This is a genomic window from Mariniluteicoccus flavus (assembly GCF_054776655.1).
Map to the genome: position 1 here is coordinate 238,091 of NZ_BAAHBN010000005.1, position 17,558 is coordinate 255,648.

General features: G+C 70.4%; 14 protein-coding genes and 2 tRNA genes. 9 read left to right on the forward strand and 7 right to left on the reverse strand.

Translation table 11 applies throughout. The features are described from left to right. Positions 1-76: 76 nt before the first annotated feature. From purF to ACYVAG_RS10760, 3 genes are all read left to right on the forward strand, one after another. Positions 77-1,549 (forward strand): amidophosphoribosyltransferase, encoded by a 1,473-nt coding sequence (gene purF, locus ACYVAG_RS10750; RefSeq protein ID WP_460769554.1) that lies wholly within the window; start codon positions 77-79, stop codon positions 1,547-1,549. Then, complete coding sequence (gene purM, locus ACYVAG_RS10755) at positions 1,546-2,634, forward strand: phosphoribosylformylglycinamidine cyclo-ligase (RefSeq protein ID WP_460769556.1); 1,089 nt, start codon at positions 1,546-1,548, stop codon at positions 2,632-2,634. Before purF ends, purM begins: the two co-directional genes overlap by 4 nt. A 119-nt stretch (positions 2,635-2,753) precedes the next feature. Then, positions 2,754-2,981 (forward strand): DUF3073 domain-containing protein, encoded by a 228-nt coding sequence (locus ACYVAG_RS10760; protein ID WP_460769558.1) that lies wholly within the window; start codon positions 2,754-2,756, stop codon positions 2,979-2,981. A 14-nt stretch (positions 2,982-2,995) separates the two neighbouring features. Here the strand turns inward: ACYVAG_RS10760 and ACYVAG_RS10765 are convergent, their stop codons facing one another. After that, positions 2,996-5,308 carry a WGR domain-containing protein gene (locus tag ACYVAG_RS10765; protein ID WP_460769559.1) on the reverse strand — a complete coding sequence of 771 codons (2,313 nt, stop codon included), beginning with the start codon at positions 5,306-5,308 and terminating at the stop codon, positions 2,996-2,998. A gap of 77 nt (positions 5,309-5,385) precedes the next feature. Between ACYVAG_RS10765 and ACYVAG_RS10770 the strand changes: the two genes are divergently transcribed. After that, entirely contained in the window at positions 5,386-6,363 is a 978-nt protein-coding gene (locus ACYVAG_RS10770; RefSeq protein WP_460769561.1) for an alpha/beta hydrolase, read from the forward strand. A 108-nt stretch (positions 6,364-6,471) separates the two neighbouring features. Here the strand turns inward: ACYVAG_RS10770 and ACYVAG_RS10775 are convergent, their stop codons facing one another. Both ACYVAG_RS10775 and ACYVAG_RS10780 read right to left on the reverse strand, forming a co-directional pair. Then, a complete protein-coding gene (locus ACYVAG_RS10775) occupies positions 6,472-7,425 on the reverse strand; it encodes a type IV toxin-antitoxin system AbiEi family antitoxin domain-containing protein (protein ID WP_460769563.1) in 954 nt (317 codons plus the stop codon). A gap of 300 nt (positions 7,426-7,725) precedes the next feature. Beyond that, entirely contained in the window at positions 7,726-9,162 is a 1,437-nt protein-coding gene (locus ACYVAG_RS10780) for a short-chain fatty acid transporter (protein WP_460769565.1), read from the reverse strand. Between the two features lie 174 nt (positions 9,163-9,336). On the opposite strand from ACYVAG_RS10780, the gene ACYVAG_RS10785 reads away from it, so the two are divergent. Next, positions 9,337-10,623 (forward strand): NAD(P)/FAD-dependent oxidoreductase, encoded by a 1,287-nt coding sequence (locus ACYVAG_RS10785; RefSeq protein WP_460769567.1) that lies wholly within the window; start codon positions 9,337-9,339, stop codon positions 10,621-10,623. Between the two features lie 229 nt (positions 10,624-10,852). Here the strand turns inward: ACYVAG_RS10785 and ACYVAG_RS10790 are convergent, their stop codons facing one another. The 3 genes from ACYVAG_RS10790 to ACYVAG_RS10800 form a co-directional block, all read right to left on the reverse strand. Further along, positions 10,853-11,605: a fructosamine kinase family protein gene (locus ACYVAG_RS10790; protein ID WP_460769568.1), complete on the reverse strand. Its 753-nt coding sequence runs from the start codon at positions 11,603-11,605 to the stop codon at positions 10,853-10,855. A 40-nt stretch (positions 11,606-11,645) separates the two neighbouring features. Next, positions 11,646-11,722: transfer RNA gene (locus ACYVAG_RS10795), tRNA-Phe, on the reverse strand. 44 nt (positions 11,723-11,766) lie between these two features. Beyond that, positions 11,767-11,840 (reverse strand) — tRNA-Asp (locus tag ACYVAG_RS10800). 151 nt (positions 11,841-11,991) lie between these two features. Between ACYVAG_RS10800 and ACYVAG_RS10805 the strand changes: the two genes are divergently transcribed. The 4 genes from ACYVAG_RS10805 (at position 11,992) to ACYVAG_RS10820 (ending at position 16,885) form a co-directional block, all read left to right on the forward strand. Continuing rightward, on the forward strand, positions 11,992-12,171 hold the full coding sequence (locus ACYVAG_RS10805) for a hypothetical protein (protein WP_460769570.1): 180 nt from the start codon (positions 11,992-11,994) through the stop codon (positions 12,169-12,171). A 74-nt stretch (positions 12,172-12,245) separates the two neighbouring features. Further along, positions 12,246-13,586 carry a DUF1800 domain-containing protein gene (locus ACYVAG_RS10810; protein ID WP_460769572.1) on the forward strand — a complete coding sequence of 447 codons (1,341 nt, stop codon included), beginning with the start codon at positions 12,246-12,248 and terminating at the stop codon, positions 13,584-13,586. Positions 13,587-13,595: 9 nt separating this feature from the next. Further along, on the forward strand, positions 13,596-15,032 hold the full coding sequence (locus ACYVAG_RS10815; protein WP_460769574.1) for a DUF1501 domain-containing protein: 1,437 nt from the start codon (positions 13,596-13,598) through the stop codon (positions 15,030-15,032). 59 nt (positions 15,033-15,091) lie between these two features. Next, positions 15,092-16,885, forward strand: coding sequence for a hypothetical protein (locus tag ACYVAG_RS10820; protein WP_460769576.1), 1,794 nt, complete (start codon positions 15,092-15,094; stop codon positions 16,883-16,885). A gap of 18 nt (positions 16,886-16,903) precedes the next feature. On the opposite strand, the gene ACYVAG_RS10825 is transcribed toward ACYVAG_RS10820, so the two are convergent. Beyond that, positions 16,904-17,443, reverse strand: coding sequence for a DoxX family protein (locus tag ACYVAG_RS10825; protein WP_460769578.1), 540 nt, complete (start codon positions 17,441-17,443; stop codon positions 16,904-16,906). Positions 17,444-17,558: the final 115 nt, after the last annotated feature.

The window sequence follows — 17,558 nt, forward strand, 5'->3', positions numbered from 1 at the left end:
GCGGTTCCTCCGACCGGGTCGAGTGTACGGGGACGTGCGGGGTGCCGGGGGGCGGCGTACGCGATAGGCTGATCCGGTGCATCGCCCCGACGGTCGACTGACCCACGAGCTCGATCCCCACGACCGCGGACCCCAGGACGCCTGCGGCGTTTTCGGGGTCTGGGCCCCCGGCGAAGAGGTGGCGAAACTCACCTACTACGGCCTGTACGCGCTGCAGCACCGCGGGCAGGAGTCCGCTGGCATCGCGGTGAGCAACGGCAAGCAGATCATGGTCTTCAAGGACATGGGCCTGGTGTCTCAGGTGTTCGACGAGGCCACGCTGAACTCGCTGAAGGGCCACCTCGCGGTCGGCCACGCGCGCTATTCGACGACCGGCGCCAGCGTGTGGAACAACGCCCAGCCGACGTTCCGGTCGACCGGCCGCGGCGGCATCGCGCTCGGCCACAACGGCAACCTCACGAACACCGACGAGCTCGAGGCGTGGCTCGCCGAGCGCAACCAGGGCGAGCCCGTGCCCCACAAGGAGCGCATGGACTCGACGAACGACACGTCGATCGTCACCGCCCTGCTGGCCACGTTCCCCGACCTGTCGCCGGAGGCGGCCGCGCTCGAGGTCCTGCCCCGGCTCCTGGGCGCGTTCTGCCTGGTCTGGATGGACGAGCACACCCTGTACGCGGCCCGCGACCCGCAGGGCATTCGTCCCTTGGCGCTCGGGCGGCTCGAGCACGGCTGGGTCGTCGCCTCGGAGACCGCCGCCCTCGACATCTGCGGCGCGACCTTCGTGCGCGACGTCGAACCCGGCGAGATGATCATGATCGACGCCGACGGGCTGCGATCGGTGCGGTTCGCGGAGGCGAAGCCGAAGGGCTGCCTCTTCGAATACGTCTACCTCTCCCGCCCCGACACGCTCCTCGAGGGCCGCCGCGTCCACAACGTCCGGGTCAAGATCGGCAAGATCCTCGCGGCGGAACACCCCGCCGAGGCCGACCTCGTCATCCCGACGCCCGAATCCGGCACGCCCGCGGCGATCGGGTACGCCGACGCGTCCGGCATCCCCTACGGCCAGGGTCTGGTCAGGAACGCGTACGTGGGGCGGACGTTCATCCAGCCGTCCCAGACCATCCGCCAACTCGGCATCAGGCTGAAGCTGAACCCCCTGCGCGACGTGGTCGCCGGCAAGCGCATCGTCGTCGTCGACGACACCATCGTGCGCGGCAACACCCAGCGCCAGGTCGTGGCGATGCTGCGCCAGGCGGGCGCGACCGAGGTGCACGTCCGGATCTCGGCGCCGCCGGTCCAGTGGCCCTGCTTCTATGGCATCGACTTCGCCACGCGCGCGGAGCTGCTGGCGCCCGGCATGAGCGTCGACGAGATGTGCACCGCGATCGGCGCCGATTCGCTGGGGTTCGTGTCGCTCGAGGGGCTGATCCAGACGACCCACCGTCCGGCCGACGACCTGTGCCGGGCGTGCTTCGACGGGATCTATCCGGTGGAACTGCCGGCGTACACGAAGAAGAACCTCCAGCCGACCCTCGAGGAGTCCGAATGACCGAACCGACGGCTGAGCGAGCGCAGCGAGTCGAAGCCAGCGCCTATGCCCGCGCCGGCGTCGACATCGAGGCCGGTGACCGCGCGGTCCAGCTGATGAAGGCGTCGGTGGCCAAGAGCTATCGGCTCGAGGTGCTCGGCGGCCTCGGCGGGTTCGCGGGGTTCTTCGACGCGTCGGCGCTCAAGCGGTTCGACGAGCCCGTCCTCGCCACGTCGACCGACGGCGTCGGCACCAAGGTCGCCATCGCCCGGGCCATGGACCGCCACGACACCATCGGGTTCGACCTCATCGGCATGCTCGTCGACGACCTCGTCGTCTGCGGCGCCGAACCCCTGTTCGTGACCGACTACATCGCCTGCGGCAAGCTCCACCCCGAGCGCATCGCGGCGATCGTCCGCGGCATCGCCGAGGCCTGCATCGAGGCCGGCTGCTCCCTGCTGGGCGGCGAGACCGCGGAACACCCCGGGCTGCTGGGTCCCGACGACTACGACGTCGCGGGCGCCACGACCGGGGTCGTCGAGAAGTCGAAGATCCTCGGCGCCGACCGCATCCGCCCGGGCGACGTCGTGGTGGCGATGGCCTCGTCGGGCCTCCACTCGAACGGCTATTCGCTGGTGCGCCACGTGCTGCTGAACGAGGCCGGCTGGGCGTTGGACCGCGACGTGCCCGAGCTCGGCGGGGCGCTCGGCGAAACGCTCCTGACGCCCACCAAGGTGTACGCGAAGGACTGCCTCGCGCTGATCGACGCCGTCGAGGTCCACGCGATGTCCCACATCACGGGCGGCGGGTTCGCGAACAACCTGGCCCGCGTACTCCCCGACTCGGTCTCGGTCCGCATCGACCGCGCGACCTGGCGCCCCGACCCGATCTTCGGCCTCGTCCAGCAGGTGGGCGGCGTCTCACAGGCTGACATCGAGGCGACGCTGAACATGGGCGTCGGCATGGTCGCGCTGGTCCCGGCCGACGCCGCCGACCACGCGATCCGCACCCTGCAGGACCGCGGCGTACAGGCGTGGACCGCGGGCGAGGTGACCGACGCCCCGGGCGGATCGGTGACCCTCGTCGGCGACCATCCGGCCTCCTGAACGCGGCGCGCGGCGCCTGCTTGGTGCCAGCCCATTCATTGGGTAGCCTGTCCCCACGACATTAACCATTGATAGCCGCGGCAAGCCGCAGGCGTACGAGTGCGAGGGGGTCGACCCATATGGGGCGCGGCCGTGCAAAAGCGAAGCAGACCAAGGTCGCTCGCGAGTTGAAGTACCAGTCTTTCGACATGGACCTGACGGCCCTCGAGCGTGAGCTCAAGGGCGCTGACTCCGAGGAGTCCGCCGCCGAAGAGGTCGATGTCCCCGACGCGTACGCCGACCTCGCGGAACGTTACGACTCCGATGACGAGGGCTACGACGGGTACGGCCTGCGCAAGTCGAGTTGACTCGCAGGCCCGGCTCAGCCGCCGGCGCCCAGCTCGTTCCTGACGCGACCCAGCCGGTCCGCATAGGCCGCGCCGGCCTCTGAGGCGACGTCGCGCATCTGGTCGGGATACGCGAACAACCGGTGCCCCTCGGCGTTCTCCAGCGCGCTGCGGCGAAGGCCCCGCGGGAGCGTCGCGTCCTCGGCCACCTCGAACGTGCGGTCGAGCCACCCCAGGCTGCTGGGGTCGAAGCTGTAGTGCCACAGCGGCTGCGCCGGGTCCACCGTCGCGATCAGCGCGTGGACGATCTCGTGGGTGAACCGGGTGGGCGGGTCCGCGTACGCCTCGGCCCCGGCGTCCACCGGCCTCCGCCCGTCGAGGCGGGACCGCACCAGCATCCACGTCCGCCAATGGGCGGGCACGTAGTCGTTCTCCGCCACGTGGGCCCACAGCGCCGCAGCGGCGGCCTCGTCGGGCGCACCCGCCAGAGTCAGGAGGCGCAGGTCGTCGGCCCACTTGGCTTTCGACTTCTGCCACCACTTCTCGAGGTCGTGGCGCAGCGGATGATCAAGGTCGCGCGCGAGCGCGGTGAGGGTCACCAGCGGGTGCCGCCATTCGGTGTAGGTCGTGCGGTAGTTCTTGGCCAGCACCTTCTTCCACCGCGGCGCGAGCGCGTCGAGGTCGGCGGCGGTGCCGCGCCCGTGGGCAACGAGGAGTTCGAGGCAGTACGCGAGGCCCTGGGTCTCGGTGTCGGGATCGGCGACCTGGGCGTGCAGCCACGCCTCCTGGTCGGCGGACAGCTCGCGGAACTGGGAGAACGTGTCGGCGAGGCCGCCCTCGTACTGGGTGAGGTCCGGGCCAGAACCGGCCAGCAGCGAGGCGCGCTGCTCCTCGAAGAGCGCGGTGACCCGGCGGGCGATGTCCGCCATCTGGTCGTCGCGTCCCTGCGCGGCCTCGCGGGCCCGCGGGAGCTCGTCGTCGGCGTCGTACGCGGCCGCCCGGCGCAGCGGCGCGGGGAGTCGTTCATCGGTGGCTATGCGTAGGGCGGCAACGGGAATGAACGGCGGAGCGGCGTGGCTCTCGTCCATCAGTTCGCTGCGCAGCGCGTTCTCCAGCCGGCGCAGATTCCCGGGGGTGGGCTCGTTGGCGGGAGCGGCGAGGTCGGCGTACAACACGGTGGCGGCATCCAGCGCGTCACCGCCGGCGACCGAGCGCTGAAGCGCCAGCCAGGGCCACAGGCTCGCCGCGTCGCCGGCGAGCGCGTGGGCGCGGACGATTTCGAGGGACCGCTCGGAGGGGAACTCTATGAGCACTCTGTCGGCCGCCCTGCCGGCGCGGTCGACGACCTCCCACGCCCGTGGGTGGTCGACGGCGAGCATGTTGATCAAGGTCTCGGCCCCTGCTTCCCAATCGAGCGGGACATCGGCGTACGAGTCCAGCCAGCGCCCGACGAACCCGTCGAGCTCGGCGATCGTCAGCAGACGGCGCCGGGTGGGGTGGCCGGCGACCCCGGCGATCGTGTCGAGGTCGTCGTGGACGGTGATGAACTCCTTCAGCCAGCGGGTCTCGGCCGGGGTCGGATCGGGGTCGGCGAAGAAGGGGGTGCGGCGGTCGAGCGGCTCGTCGAGGCGCTCGAGGAGGTGCCGGACGGACGCGGGGTCGCTCGGGTCGGGCAGGCCGTCGGGCCGCAGCACCGTCTCGCGGTCGAGGACGAACGCCGCGTCGTCGGAGTCGCCACCGCTGAGGACCCAGCCGTCGGGGGCCTGCTCCAGGTGGTCGCGCACGACGGAGCGATCGCCGCCCCAGTGGAGATAGAGGGCCGAGATGATCCGCCCGTCGCGGTCGAAGCTGCGCTCGTGGGACTGCCAGTGCCAGCCGGCATAGCCGGTGTCGGGCGGGAACTCGGCCAGTTCGGCGGCGTCCTCGTGAAGGTGGCCCTGCGTGTAGCGGCTCGGGGTGGGCGGGGGCAGCGCCAGGAAATGGGTGCCGCTGAGGTTCTTCCACCATTTCTTGAGCACGGCGAGGTCCGACGAGGGATCGAGGGTGCGCCGGCGCTTCTTCGGCGGGGTGGGAGCGGGCTCGGCGGGGTCCTCCGGGGGAGGAGTACTTCCCGCGTCCGCGTTCTCCGGGCGCGCGCCGGGGGCCGCGTACCCCTTCTTCTCCTTGGCCGCGATCTGCTTGGCCGCCGACGCGGCGGCGGCCTCCGGGCCGGCTTCGGTGGTGACCTTGGTCTGGCCGTCGGTGCCGAGGCGACCCCAGGTGGTCGTCACCGTGGCGCCGTCGACCGTCACCTTCCAGAACTTCGCGCTGGAACCTTCGGTGAACTCCAGACGTGTGGTGTCGGCCATGGCACAGACCCTGCCATGGTGGGGGTGCGCGCGGGCCGGTCGGGGCGCGGTGGCCGGGTCTGCGCCATGATGGGCAGATGAGTACGCACCCCCTGACGTGGCAGCCCGACGTGCTCGAGGGGTTCGAGTCCCTCGTCCTGAGCCTCCCCGACGCCGTCGCGGCGGCGGGCGAGCCCGAGGGCGAACTGGTGGCGACGTTGGTGCGTCCGGTGGCGCGCCCCGGGTCACGGCGCGCGGTGATCTATCTGCATGGGTGGAGCGACTACTTCTTCCAGACCCACCTGGCCGAGTTCTGGTCGGCTCAGGGCTGGGACTTCCACGCGGTCGACCTGCGTCGCTATGGGCGGTCGTGGCGCGAGGGCCAGTTCATGGGGTTCACCGTCGACCTCGACGAATACGCCGACGAGCTCGACGCGGCGTACGCGGTGGTGGCCGAGGACCATGATCAGATCGTCTTGATGGGACACTCGACGGGAGGTCTGGTGGCGGCTCTGTATGCCGACGTGCGCCCGGGCCGCTTCGCCGGCGTCGTGCTGAACTCGCCGTGGCTGGACCTGCAGGGCACGCCGCTGCTGCGTACGCTGGGCGCGCCGATCATCAAGACCCTGGGGACGCAGCGGCCTTCGGCGGTGATCCCGTTGAGCGACACGGGGTTCTATTCGCGGTCGCTGCTGACGCGCCACGGGGGTGAGTGGGACTACGACGAGGCGTGGAAGTCGTCACCGGACATGTTGATCAGGGTGGGCTGGCTCCGGGCCGTGCTGCAGGGCCACGCCAAGGTGGCCGCGGGGCTCGGGATCGACTGCCCGGTGCTGGTGATGGCGTCGGGCCACTCGAACTTCGCGCGCCGCTGGTCGGAACAGCTGAAGTCGGCCGACATCGTGCTCGACGTCGACCAGATCGCGAAGCGGGCGGTGAAGCTGGGCCCGCTGGTGACAGTGGGCCGGTTCGAGGGCGGCGTACACGACCTGGTGCTGTCGGCGCCGCCGGTGCGGGAACAGGTGTTCGCGCTCATGGCGCGGTGGACGGCAGGCTTCGTGCCGGAGCCTGACTGACCGCAGCCGGCCCGTACCCCCCAAACCCGTATTAGCGACCCTTAAACACACTCAGCACGCCGTGCACGGCGTGCTGAGTGTGTTTTTCGGTCGCTAATCCGGAGGGGGTCAGGGCGTTCGGCGGCCCCGCGCTGCCGCGAGGGAGGACAGTACGCCGGCCCGGAACTGGGCGATGTTCCTCAGGTCGGGCGTGATCCAACGCGCTATCCATCGGCCCTGTTGGAGAATGCGTCCCTCACGCTGCTTCTCCGCTCGGATGACGTCGTCGACAGACTGCCCAGGACGGAGAAGCCTCCCGTACTTGACCATGCCGTCGAACTCGCCGACCAAGCCGTACGCCTCCCACCCGTAGTCGCATCGCGCAACCTCTTCCCCGTTGTGGTCGACGACCGAAACCTGGAGATCCGGCATGGGAAGCGCCGCGAGATGCATCGTTGCCCGGCAGCGGGATTCGCCGGGGGACTCTGATCGAGCATCTCCGAGCGCAATCGCCCGGCGGGCCTGTGCGTTGCCGGGGTTTCGCGGCAACAGGTGAGCGATCAACGCCTCGCGCTCGACCTCGCGCGCCAGCGCGACGTCAACGACGGCCAGGGCGTCTCGGAACTCCAGCGTCCGGGCAAGATCGACCACCGTTCGCTCCAACGAGGTGAGGGCAAGGTCGTTGTCGTCACGGATGATGACGTGATGATCGGGCAGTTGTGACCGACGGAGATGACAGTTCGCGGTCAGGCGACCCTGACCGCTGCCATCGCGGAGCGTGGTGACCCGATCGAGTTGATGGAGCGGAACGGGGAGATCGTGAATCAGTCCAGCCGACACGTGACTGATGACGGACTCCTTGGCGAGAGCGGGCGCCGTGGCTTCGAGGAGCTGGAGGTGACGCTTCACTCGGTCATCGATGGTGAGGTCTCGCGACGGGACCTTGTCGAGGTCGACCGACCACGCGTACACCCCCCGGCGGAGGCGAAACAGTTCGCCGGACCGGAGCATGCGCGTGAGATCGGCTGCGGTTCTGCCGGAGGCGAGGAACTGGGCGGTGCTGATGAGGGGGCGCGTTTGCATTGCACCAGCCCACCAGTTGCGGAACGCCAAAAACCGATCACGGCGACAATCTGTGGATAACCCCCGCCACTGAGCTGTATTAGCGACCCGTACTCACACTCAGCACGCCTTCCAAGGTGTGCTGAGTGTGAGTAGCGGTCGCTAATACAGGGAGGGGTGGAGACGTACGCGGTCCTCAGTCGATGACCAGTTCCACCTTGTCGTCGCCCACCACCGTGCACGTGATCTTGTGGGACTCGACCTGCTTCACGTCGCCCTGCGCGCAGGTCGATGAAACATCCATGGTCGCAAACCCTCAGGTCACGGCACGACCGGCGGCTGGTAGGCGAACGTCGACCCCAGCAGCCAGCACAGGAGCAGCACCACCGGCGTGTGGATCAGGAACTGCAGGAACGTGAACCCCACGAGGTCACGCGCACGCACCTTCAGGATCGCCAGCAGCGGCAGCATGAAGAACGGGTTGATCAGGTTCGGCAGGGCCTCGGCCATGTTGTAGATCTGCACCGTCCAGCCAAGGTTGTATTGCAGGTCGTTCGCCGCCTGCATCACGTACGGCGCCTCGACCAGCCACTTGCCGCCGCCCGACGGCACCAGCAGCCCCAGGAACGCCGTATACACCGCGAGCGCGATCGCGAACCCGCCGCCGTGACCGAACGAGGTGAAGATCGTCGCCAGCCGGTCGGCGACGGTGTGACCGCCCATCCCGGGGACCTTGGTCAACATCGCGGCCATGGCTGCGTACAGCGGGAACTGGATCAGGATGCCGGCCGCGGCCGGGATGGCCTTGCTCACGGCCATCAGGAACCGGCGCGGCGTGCCGTGCAGCACCAGGCCCAGGATCATGAACACCATCAGATAGCCGTTGAGGTTCGACAGCACGGCGACGACGGGCTTGGTCGAGAACTGGAAGATGATCCAGCCGAGCGTCAGCAGGCCCAGTGCGATCGGCAGGATCGGGTTGTATTCGAACCACTCCGCCGGGCGCGTCCGCGGCTCCGGCTCATCGACCGCGTCGGTCGTGTCCACACCCATGTCCTCGGCCGTCTTGACCGCGTTCCCCTTCGGCGCCGAGGCGTACGCGATGGCCACCGTCAGCACGATCAGGATCACCGCCGACACCATCGACTGCCACGTGAAGATCGTCTTGCCGAAGTCGAGCACGCCGGTGATCTTGAGCAGCGAGGCGGGGATCGACGTCTTCGTCGCCTGGAGCTGGGCCGCCGACGACGACAGGCCGAGCGCCCACACCGCGCCGAGCCCCATCAGCGCCGCCGCGCCCAGGGCGCGATAGTCCACCTTCAGGTCCGTACGCCGGGCCACGGCCCGCGCGAGGAGCCCGCCCATGATCAGCGACAGACCCCAGTTGAGCAGCGACACCACCAGCGCGATCAGCGCCACGAACGCCACGGCGCCGCGCGGGCTCTTCGGGACGCGCGCCATCGCCTCGATCAGCCGAGTCGCGGGCGGCGAGGTCGCCACGACATACCCGGTCACGACGACCATGGCCATCTGCAGCGTGAACGCGGTGAGGTCCCAGAACCCGTCGCCGAACGTCTGGACCATCTTGACGGGGCTGCCGCCGTTGATGAGCACGGCCACGGCGACCAGCACCGTGCCGAACGCGGCGAACACGAATGCGTCGGGGAACCATTTCTCGGTGAACCGCGCGAGCGACTGGGCGACACCGGCGAGTCCGGTCTCCTTCTCGTGGCTCTCGGCTGGGGCGGTCGTGGACATCCGGACTCCTTGATCATCAGGGTCGTGCGGGAAACCTGCAGGGGAACGGACGAAATCTAGGGTGTCCGGCCTGGTCCCCGCGACGGGGCCGCCGAGGTCGATGCCGACCTGTGACGTTACCTCTCGGTAGCCCCCGGCGTACGGCCCTTGGGCATCGGAAGGGACAATGGAGACATGGAGATTCCTCACGTCGTGGTCATCGGTGCCGGCTTCGCCGGCCTGAACGCCGCCCGCGCACTCATCAAGGACGGCTATCGGGTCACCCTGGTCGACCGCCACCCCTACACGACGTTCCAGCCGCTGCTCTACCAGGTCGCCACCGGCGGCCTGAACCCCGGCGATGTGACCCACTCGCTACGCTCGCTGGCGGCCCGCCACCGCAGCCGCATGCGGTTCCGCCGCGCCAGCGTCACCGACATCGACACCGAGAACCGCCGCGTGATCGTCGACGCGGGTGAGCCCCTCGCGTACGACCACGTCGTGCTCGCCCAGGGCGTCGGCGCCAGCTTCTTCGGCATCCCCGGCGCCCGCGAGTACGCCCGCTCCATCTACACGCGCGCCGAGGCGCTCGAGGTGCGTGACGTGATCTTCGGCCAGCTCGAGCGGCTGACGACCGAGGACCAGCACCAGCGCCTGGTCACCGTCGTCGTCGGCGGCGGCGCGACCGGCGTCGAGATGGCCGGCGCGCTCGCCGAGATGAAGTCGATCGGCCTGCCGATCGCCTATCCCGAGATCAACCCGGCCCGCGTCGAGGTCATCCTCGTCGAGATGGGCCCGACGCTGCTGCCTCCGTTCGACGAGTCGCTGCGCGACTACACGCTGCGCCAGCTCCAGCACCGCGGCGTCGACGTGCGCCTCAACACCGCCATCAAGGAGGTACGCCCCGGCGAGGTCACGTTCGCCGACGAGACCACCCAGCAGGCCGACCTCGTGATCTGGGCCGCCGGCGTCGGCGGCCACGACGCGGTCAAGGAGTGGGGCGTCCCGCAGGGCCGCGGCGGCCGCGTCGTCGTCGACGACGCGCTGCGCGTGCAGGGACACGAGCGCATGTACGCGGTCGGCGACGCCGCGCTCATCGAGTCGAGCCCGCTGCCGCAGCTGGCCCAGCCGGCGATGCAGATGGGTGCCCATGTCGCGGGCGTGATCAAGGCCGTCGAGGAGGGTCGCGAGCCCGAGGCGTTCCACTACACCGACAAGGGCACGATGGCGACGATCGGCCGCAGCGCCGCCGTCGTCCAGCTCAAGCAGGGCCCGAAGTTCACCGGCCTGATCGCTTGGGTGATGTGGGTCGTCCTCCACCTCTATTTCCTGCTGGGCGGCCGCAACCGCATCCAGGCCATGATCAACCTGGGCGCGCGCTACCTGCTCTATCCGCGCAACGCCAACGCGATCGTCGGGGACCTGGGCGACTCGCCGTCGCAGAAGCAGCTCCGCGGGGAGAACCCGGGTTCGCAGACCTGACCGGACGCTTCGACTCCTGCGTCGCTCAGCGAGCGCTTCGACTCCTGCGTCGCTCAGCGAGCGCTTCGACTCCTGCGTCGCTCAGCGAGCGCTTCGACTCCTGCGTCGCTCAGTGAGCGCTTCGACTCCTGCGTCGCTCAGTGAGCGCTTCGACTCCTGCGTCGCTCAGTGAGCGCTTCGACTCCTGCGTCGCTCAATGAACGTTGACTGAGCGACGAAGGAGTCGAAGTCACCCGAACCTCCGCGCCGCCTCCACTGCCTGCCGGCCGTAGCCCCCGCCGAACAGCGCCGCGTGCACCACGAGCGGGTGCACCTGGTGCAGCGCGACCAGGTCCAGCCAGCCGTCCGCCAGCGCGTACGCCTCCGCGTACGCGGCCATCGTCCGCTCCAGGTGGGGGTTGCCGAACAGCGCGAGCATCGCGAGGTCGGTGAGGCGGTGGCCGCCGTGGGCGGCGGGGTCGATGAGCGTCCACCCGCCAGCGACGGTGATCACGTTGCCCGACCAGAGGTCGCCGTGCAGCCGCGCCGGGGCGGAGCCGTCGTCGAAGTCGCCGGCGGCCAGCCGGTCGCACAGCCGGTCGAGGACCGCCGTCCCGTCGGCGTCGATCGCGCCCGTGTCGCGGGCGGCCCGCGCGTACGGCCGCACGCGATGCTCGGCGTAGAACCGGCCCCAGGTCGGCTCGACCGCGTTCTGCTGCTCGAGTGTCCCGAGCCACGCGCGCTCGATGCCGGGCGGGCCCGCGCCCCAGCCCGGGGCACCGGCCGCGTGCAGCTGGGCGAGGTCGTGCCCGAACCTCTCCGCGTCCTCGGCCGTCGGCGCAGACGGTGACAGGCGAGCGAGGGTGAGGTGGTCGGCGCCCACCTCGACCACCGCGGCGACGGGACAGGCCGTCGCCTCGGCCAGCCAGCGCAGCGAGGCGGCCTCGGCGGCGAAGAACGCCGGCGGCATCGTGGGATCGGTCTTGCGGTGGGTCTCGACCATGGATCCCTGTCTAGCAGGGGGATCATGGGAGGGGGAGTGGTGGTGGCCAGGGCCGGGTTCGAACCGGCGACCTTTCACTTTTCAGGCGAACGCTGCTACCAACTGAGCTACCTGGCCGTGCTACTGCAAAAGCGGCGATGCATTTCGCATCACCGCTCTCGCGACCCCGACGGGACTCGAACCCGCGACCTCCGCCGTGACAGGGCGGCGCGCTAACCAACTGCGCTACGGGGCCAGGAATCCGGAAGATCCGGGCCCAAGCTGACTTCCGCCAGCCCGAGAACTGTAGCGCAACGTCCCAGAGGCGCAAAATCGAAATGCGCCCGGTTGGGCGGCTTCTCTTGGCCGGAGGTGACCACTCGGTTATGCTCTGACCGGAGGTCGACATGTCAACAAAACCCACCCCCCTTCCTGTGGATCCTGCGGCTGGCCTCGGTCTGGGTCGACGCGCCCTGGCCGGCCTGGCCGTCGGCGTGGCCGCCGTCGCGCTCAGCGACCGTCCGGCGTCCGCGGCGCCAGGGGCGGCCGCGATCGACCGACTGCCGAAGAACACCACTCCGGCCTGACACCTCGCGCGGCGCGCCAGCCTCGCGCCCACCGCGGAGCTGGCGGCCCAGATCGCCCAACGCGGCCCCCGGGCGTGGGTCGAGGACCAGCTGTCCCCGGCGCCATCGCCGACGCCCGCGTCGAGGCGATGATCGCCAAGCACTACTCCGTCGTGACTGCCGAGACGGGAGCGCAGGTGCGCGCGTACACGACTGAGCGCCCCTGGGAGGCCGCCCCGGCGCTGGTGAGGGCCACGATCCTGCGCCAGGTGTTCGGCAACCGGCACCTGTTGGAGTCGATGACGGAGTTCTGGTCCGACCAGGTCTATGTCGCGGCCCAGGGGAAATCCGAGTCCTATGTGGCCCACTACAACCACACGGTGCTGCGGCGCCACGCCCTGGGCCGGTACGCCGACCTCCTGCTCGCGGCCGTCCGCCATCCCGCCCTGCTCGTCTATCTCGACAACGACGCCAACTCGAAGGACAACCCCAACGAGAACCTCGGGCGCGAGCTCCTCGAGCTGCACACGGTCGGGGTCGGCAACTACACCGAGGCCGACGTCCGCCAGAGCACGCTCCTGCTGACCGGCCACGGCTACGAATGGCAGAGCCTCGCGTACCGCTATCGGCCGTGGGACCACCACGTCGGCGCCCTTCGCGTCATGGACTTCTCCGACGCGAACGCCGACGCCGCCCAGGGCGAGGCGCTGCTCGCGCGCTATGTGACCCATCTCGCCCGCCACCGCGCGACGGCGAAGCGTCTGGCCACCCGGCTGGCGCGCCGGTTCGTCGCCGACGTGCCGCCCGCGGCGCTGGTCGACCGGCTCGCCGCGACCTACCTCGCCAACGACACCCGGATCGCACCGGTGTTGCGGGAGCTGTTCGCCTCGCCCGAGTTCGCGGCGTCCGTCGGCCAGAAGTGGCGCCGCCCGCAGGAGGCCATGAACGGCATGCTGCGCGCGGTGAAGCCTGCGGACCTCGTGCCGCTCAAGGATCCTCGGGCCGAGCCCTGGGGCACGATGAACCATCAGCTGTGGCTGCTGGGGCTCGGCTACCACCAGCCCCGCAGCTGGCCCTTCGTCGACGGCTTCCCCGACACCGCCGACGCGTGGGTCACCACCAACATCCTGCGCGGCACGTGGAATGCGGCCGAAGCGATCGCGGGGGCGTGGAACGACGAGATCAAGATCCCGCCGCTGTCGCAGACGTTCCCGCTGCGGGTCGGCGAGAAGGTGGCCGACGCCGTACGCCGACTCACGCTCGAGCTGACGGGCTGGCAGTGGGCCGAGCGTGACCTCCTCCCGGTCGGCCCGATGCTCTACAGCTGGGGTCGCGATGCCGCGCCCCCGAGGGCGACGGTGACGACCGAGATGAACCAGACGCTGCCGCACGCGATCCGCCTGATCCTGTCCAGTCCCTACTTCCAGATGCGCTGAGGCACCCCCATGCACCGACCCGTCCATGACCCGCGGCACGACCTGCCGCTGCACGACGACGTCATCACCCCGATGCACCACCACATCGAGGGTCGCGACTTCCTGATGGCCCACGACGAGCGCGGAGCCCGCCCCGTCACCGTCGACGCCGCGGTCGAGCTGGCGCGTACGCGGCGGGTCCCGCAGGTCAGCGAGGTCGACCACGTGGCCGACGGGCCGCGCCACATCAAACGGCGCAGCGTCCTCGCGGCGGGCGGTGTCGGTCTGGGCGCGATGTTGATGCCGCACACCGCGCCGCGGATGTCGTTCGCCTCGACGCCCGGCAACCGCGACCTGCTCGTCGTGGTGTTCCTGCGCGGCGGTTTCGACGGGCTGTCGGCGGTCGTGCCGGTGGGGGATCCAGCCTATTACGCCGCGCGGCCCGACATCGGTGTCCGGCCCGAGCAGACGTTCGCGCTCAACGGCGCCTTCGGCATGAACAAGAACTTCTCCGCCCTCAAGCCGCTGTGGGACCGTCGCCAGGTGGCGGTGGTCGTCGGTGCGGGCAACCGTGCGCTCACCCGGTCGCACTTCGAGGACCAGATCTCCTGCGAGCTGGCCGCACCCGCCAGCCAGCGCTCGGGGTGGGTGGGCCGTCACCTGGCCACGTCGTCGGCCCAGCACGGCACGTTCCGCGCCATCAGCGTCGGCGGCCAGGTCGCGCTCTCGCTGACCACCACGGCGTTCGACACGCTCGCCATGTCGGGCCTCAAGGAGTTCGACATCTATTCCTGGGGTGCCCTGCGGCCCCGCATGGTGGGGTCGCTGAGCGCCCTGTACGCGAACGCCGGCGGCATCGCTGTCGAGCAGTCGCGGCTGCTCGTGTCGGCCATCAACGAGTTGGCCGCCCAGCGCGAGGTGGCGTACGCCCCCGCGAACGGGGCGGCGTACAAGGACAACGACTTCGCCAGGGGGCTCCGCGACGTGGCCCAGATGGCGAAGGCGGGTGTCGGGCTCGAGGCGGTGACGATCGACCTCAACGACTGGGACATGCACCGCGGCCTGGGCCGGGCCGAGGTCGCCACCGACTGGTATTCCCGCATGGCCACGACACTCAGCGAGGGCGTCGCCGCCTTCGCCGCCGACCTCGGGACGCTGTGGAACAGCACGACGGTGGTGATGATGAGCGAGTTCGGGCGCCGCGTCGCGCAGAACGGTGACCTCGGTCTCGACCATGGCCACGTGAACACGCTGTGGGTCATGGGCGGCGGGATCAACGGGGGCGTCTATGGCACCCAGCCGTCCCTGGCGGCCGGAAACCTCGTGCAGGGGGACGTGCCGATCACCACGGACTATCGCACCGTCCTCGCCGAGGTCGTGGCGAAGCGCCTGTTGAACACGAAGACCGCCGAGGTGTTCCCCGGCTGGACGACCACGGCGCCGCTGGGCGTCGCGAGGGCGAAATGAGGACCGCGATATCTACCCAGACAGGGATTCCTGCGATCGGTGCCGTCAGGGTTGCCGGCATGGTGGTCGCCGCAGGCGCGGCCCTGCTCGGCTGGACGGCCGCCGCCCACGCCGAGGAACCCCTTCCGGAGCAGGTGCGCCAGGCTGTCGTGCGCGACCTCGGCGTCACCCCCGAGGCGTACGCGGCCCGCGGCGAGCGCGCCGCGATCGCCGGACGACTGTCCGACCAGCTGGCCGGTCTTCCCGGCTTCCGCAATGTCTCCCTGGACGGCGATCGCGTGGTCGTGTGGGGCTCGGGTGAGCCTGTCGCGCAGGCCGCGCGCGCCGCGGGGGCGGAGTTGCGCGCGCCGTCGACGACGGTGGACGTGCCCACGTTGCTGCGCGCCTTCGGCGAGCAGGTCGGCGCGGATCGCCTTGTGGGGTGCGAGATCGCGGCGGACGGAGTGGTGACGCTGACGGTGGCGGGCGACCCGGCCAAGGCCGGACCGCGGGGCGCCGCTCCCGGCGACTTCGCCCGTCGCCACGGGGCGTCGGTCGTGTCCCGTGAGCTGATGACGCCGCAGGCCGGGCCGGTGCGCGCGGGCGAGGGTTTCGTTGCCCACAACGATCCTGCGGGAGGTGCGCGATGCACGACCGGCCTCGCCGTGCTCGCCCCCGACGGCTCCCAGCGCATGGTCTCCGCGGGGCACTGCACCCTCGACGGACGGCTCAACCGGGCGTACGCCCTGCCCCACGAGACGATCTCGCTAGGCACGCTGGAGATGGCCCAGTTCGGGGGCCCCGGCAACGCGGCCAACACCGCGGGTGACGGCACGGATCTCTCGCTGTGGAAGGGAATGGCGACTGACCTGTTGCCGGAGGTGGCGACGTTCACGGGCAGCCCGCTGAAGGTGACGGGGTCGGTGCGCCCGGTCGTCGGCGCGCAGGTCTGCGTCGCCGGAGCGACGACCCAGGAGTGGCGGTGCGCCACGGTGACGAGCGTCGGCGGCACCTATGTGCAGGGCGGCGACCAGCGACGCTGGGTGAACGGCTTCGGCTTCGGCCTGCAGGCGATGGTCGGCGACTCCGGCGCGCCGGTGATGGCGGGGTCCCGGGCCATGGGCATCCTGACCGCCAGCGGCACGAGCGCCGGCAGCGCGTACGCCTCCGACCTCGGTCCGCTCGAGCAGCGCGGCTTCCGCGTCGAGGTGACGCCCAACGCCGTGCCGGAGGGGCCGATCCGGCAGGAATGGCTGCGGCTCGGTGGCGAGACGGGGACCCTGGGACCGGCCGCCGGGGAACAGTTCTGCGGCCTGCGGGACGGCGGCTGCTGGCAGCAGTTCGCCGGCGGCAAGATCCACTGGTCGCCGGCGACCGGGGCCCACTTCAGTCGCGGGTCCGTCCAGGACCGCTGGGCCTCCCTCGACTGGGAGCGCGGATTCCTCGGCTATCCCACGACCGACGAGAACTGTGGACTGCGCGACGGCGGCTGCTGGCAGGGATTCGAGGGTGGCGGCAAGATCCACTGGTCGCCGGCGACCGGCGCCCAGTTCAGCCGCGGCCTCGTCCAGGACCGCTGGCGCGACCTGGGCTGGGAGAACGGGCGGCTGGGCTATCCGCAGACCGGCGAGATGTGCGGCCTGGTCGGCGGCGGCTGCTGGCAGCGGTTCACAGACAGCCGCGTCTATTTCTCGCCCGCCACCGGCGCCCATCCGGTGTGGGGGGCCATCGGCGACCACTGGGACTCGTCCGGCTATGAGCACGGCCGGCTCGGCTCTCCCCTCGGCGCGGAGACCTGCTCGGCGAGCGGGTGTGAGCAGCGCTTCCAGCGGGGAGTCATCACCTGGTCGCCGACGGCGGGTGCGCGCGGCTGAGCGCGCGCACCCCGGGCATCAGCGGGCCGCCTCCTTCCGGTGTGACCACCAGTGGTCGAGGGAATAGCGTCCGGCGCCGGTGAACACCAGCGGGACCATCATGAACACGTACGCCAGCGCGGACTCGCCGGCGGGGCCGCCGGTCTTCGCGTCGACCAGGCCCTTGATGGCGAACATGAACCCCCAGATGAACAGCATCATCAGCCCCTCGAGGCCCGCGGTGAGGCGGGTCATCAGGCCGATCGCCACGAGGACGGGGAGGACCAGCTGACCCGCGACCACCATGAACGCGAAGACGTCCGGTGCGGCCGCGCCGATCGGATTGGCGGCGACGGTCTTGGCGAACCCCGCGTACCCCTGGGCCTTGTGGAGGCCGTGGAAGAACATCACGAGCGGGAGCAGGCGGAGCAGGAGCAGGCCGACGTCGGTCAGTCGGTCATGGGTGCCGGCGAGGCCGGCCCTGAGGTTGCGCGTGTCCACCCGGGTCGAGTCGTGGCGTTCGTTGGCGAGCGCCGTGGCGGGGACCTCACGGTGGACACTTCCGGTGGCGGTGCTCATCGGAGTCTCCTTCGTGTTCTGGGACGCCGGGCGGCGTCGAACACTCGAGCGGGGCCCGGTGTGGCGGGGTGGAGGATCATCCTAGACGGGACTTCGTCGGTTCCCGTCACCTTCA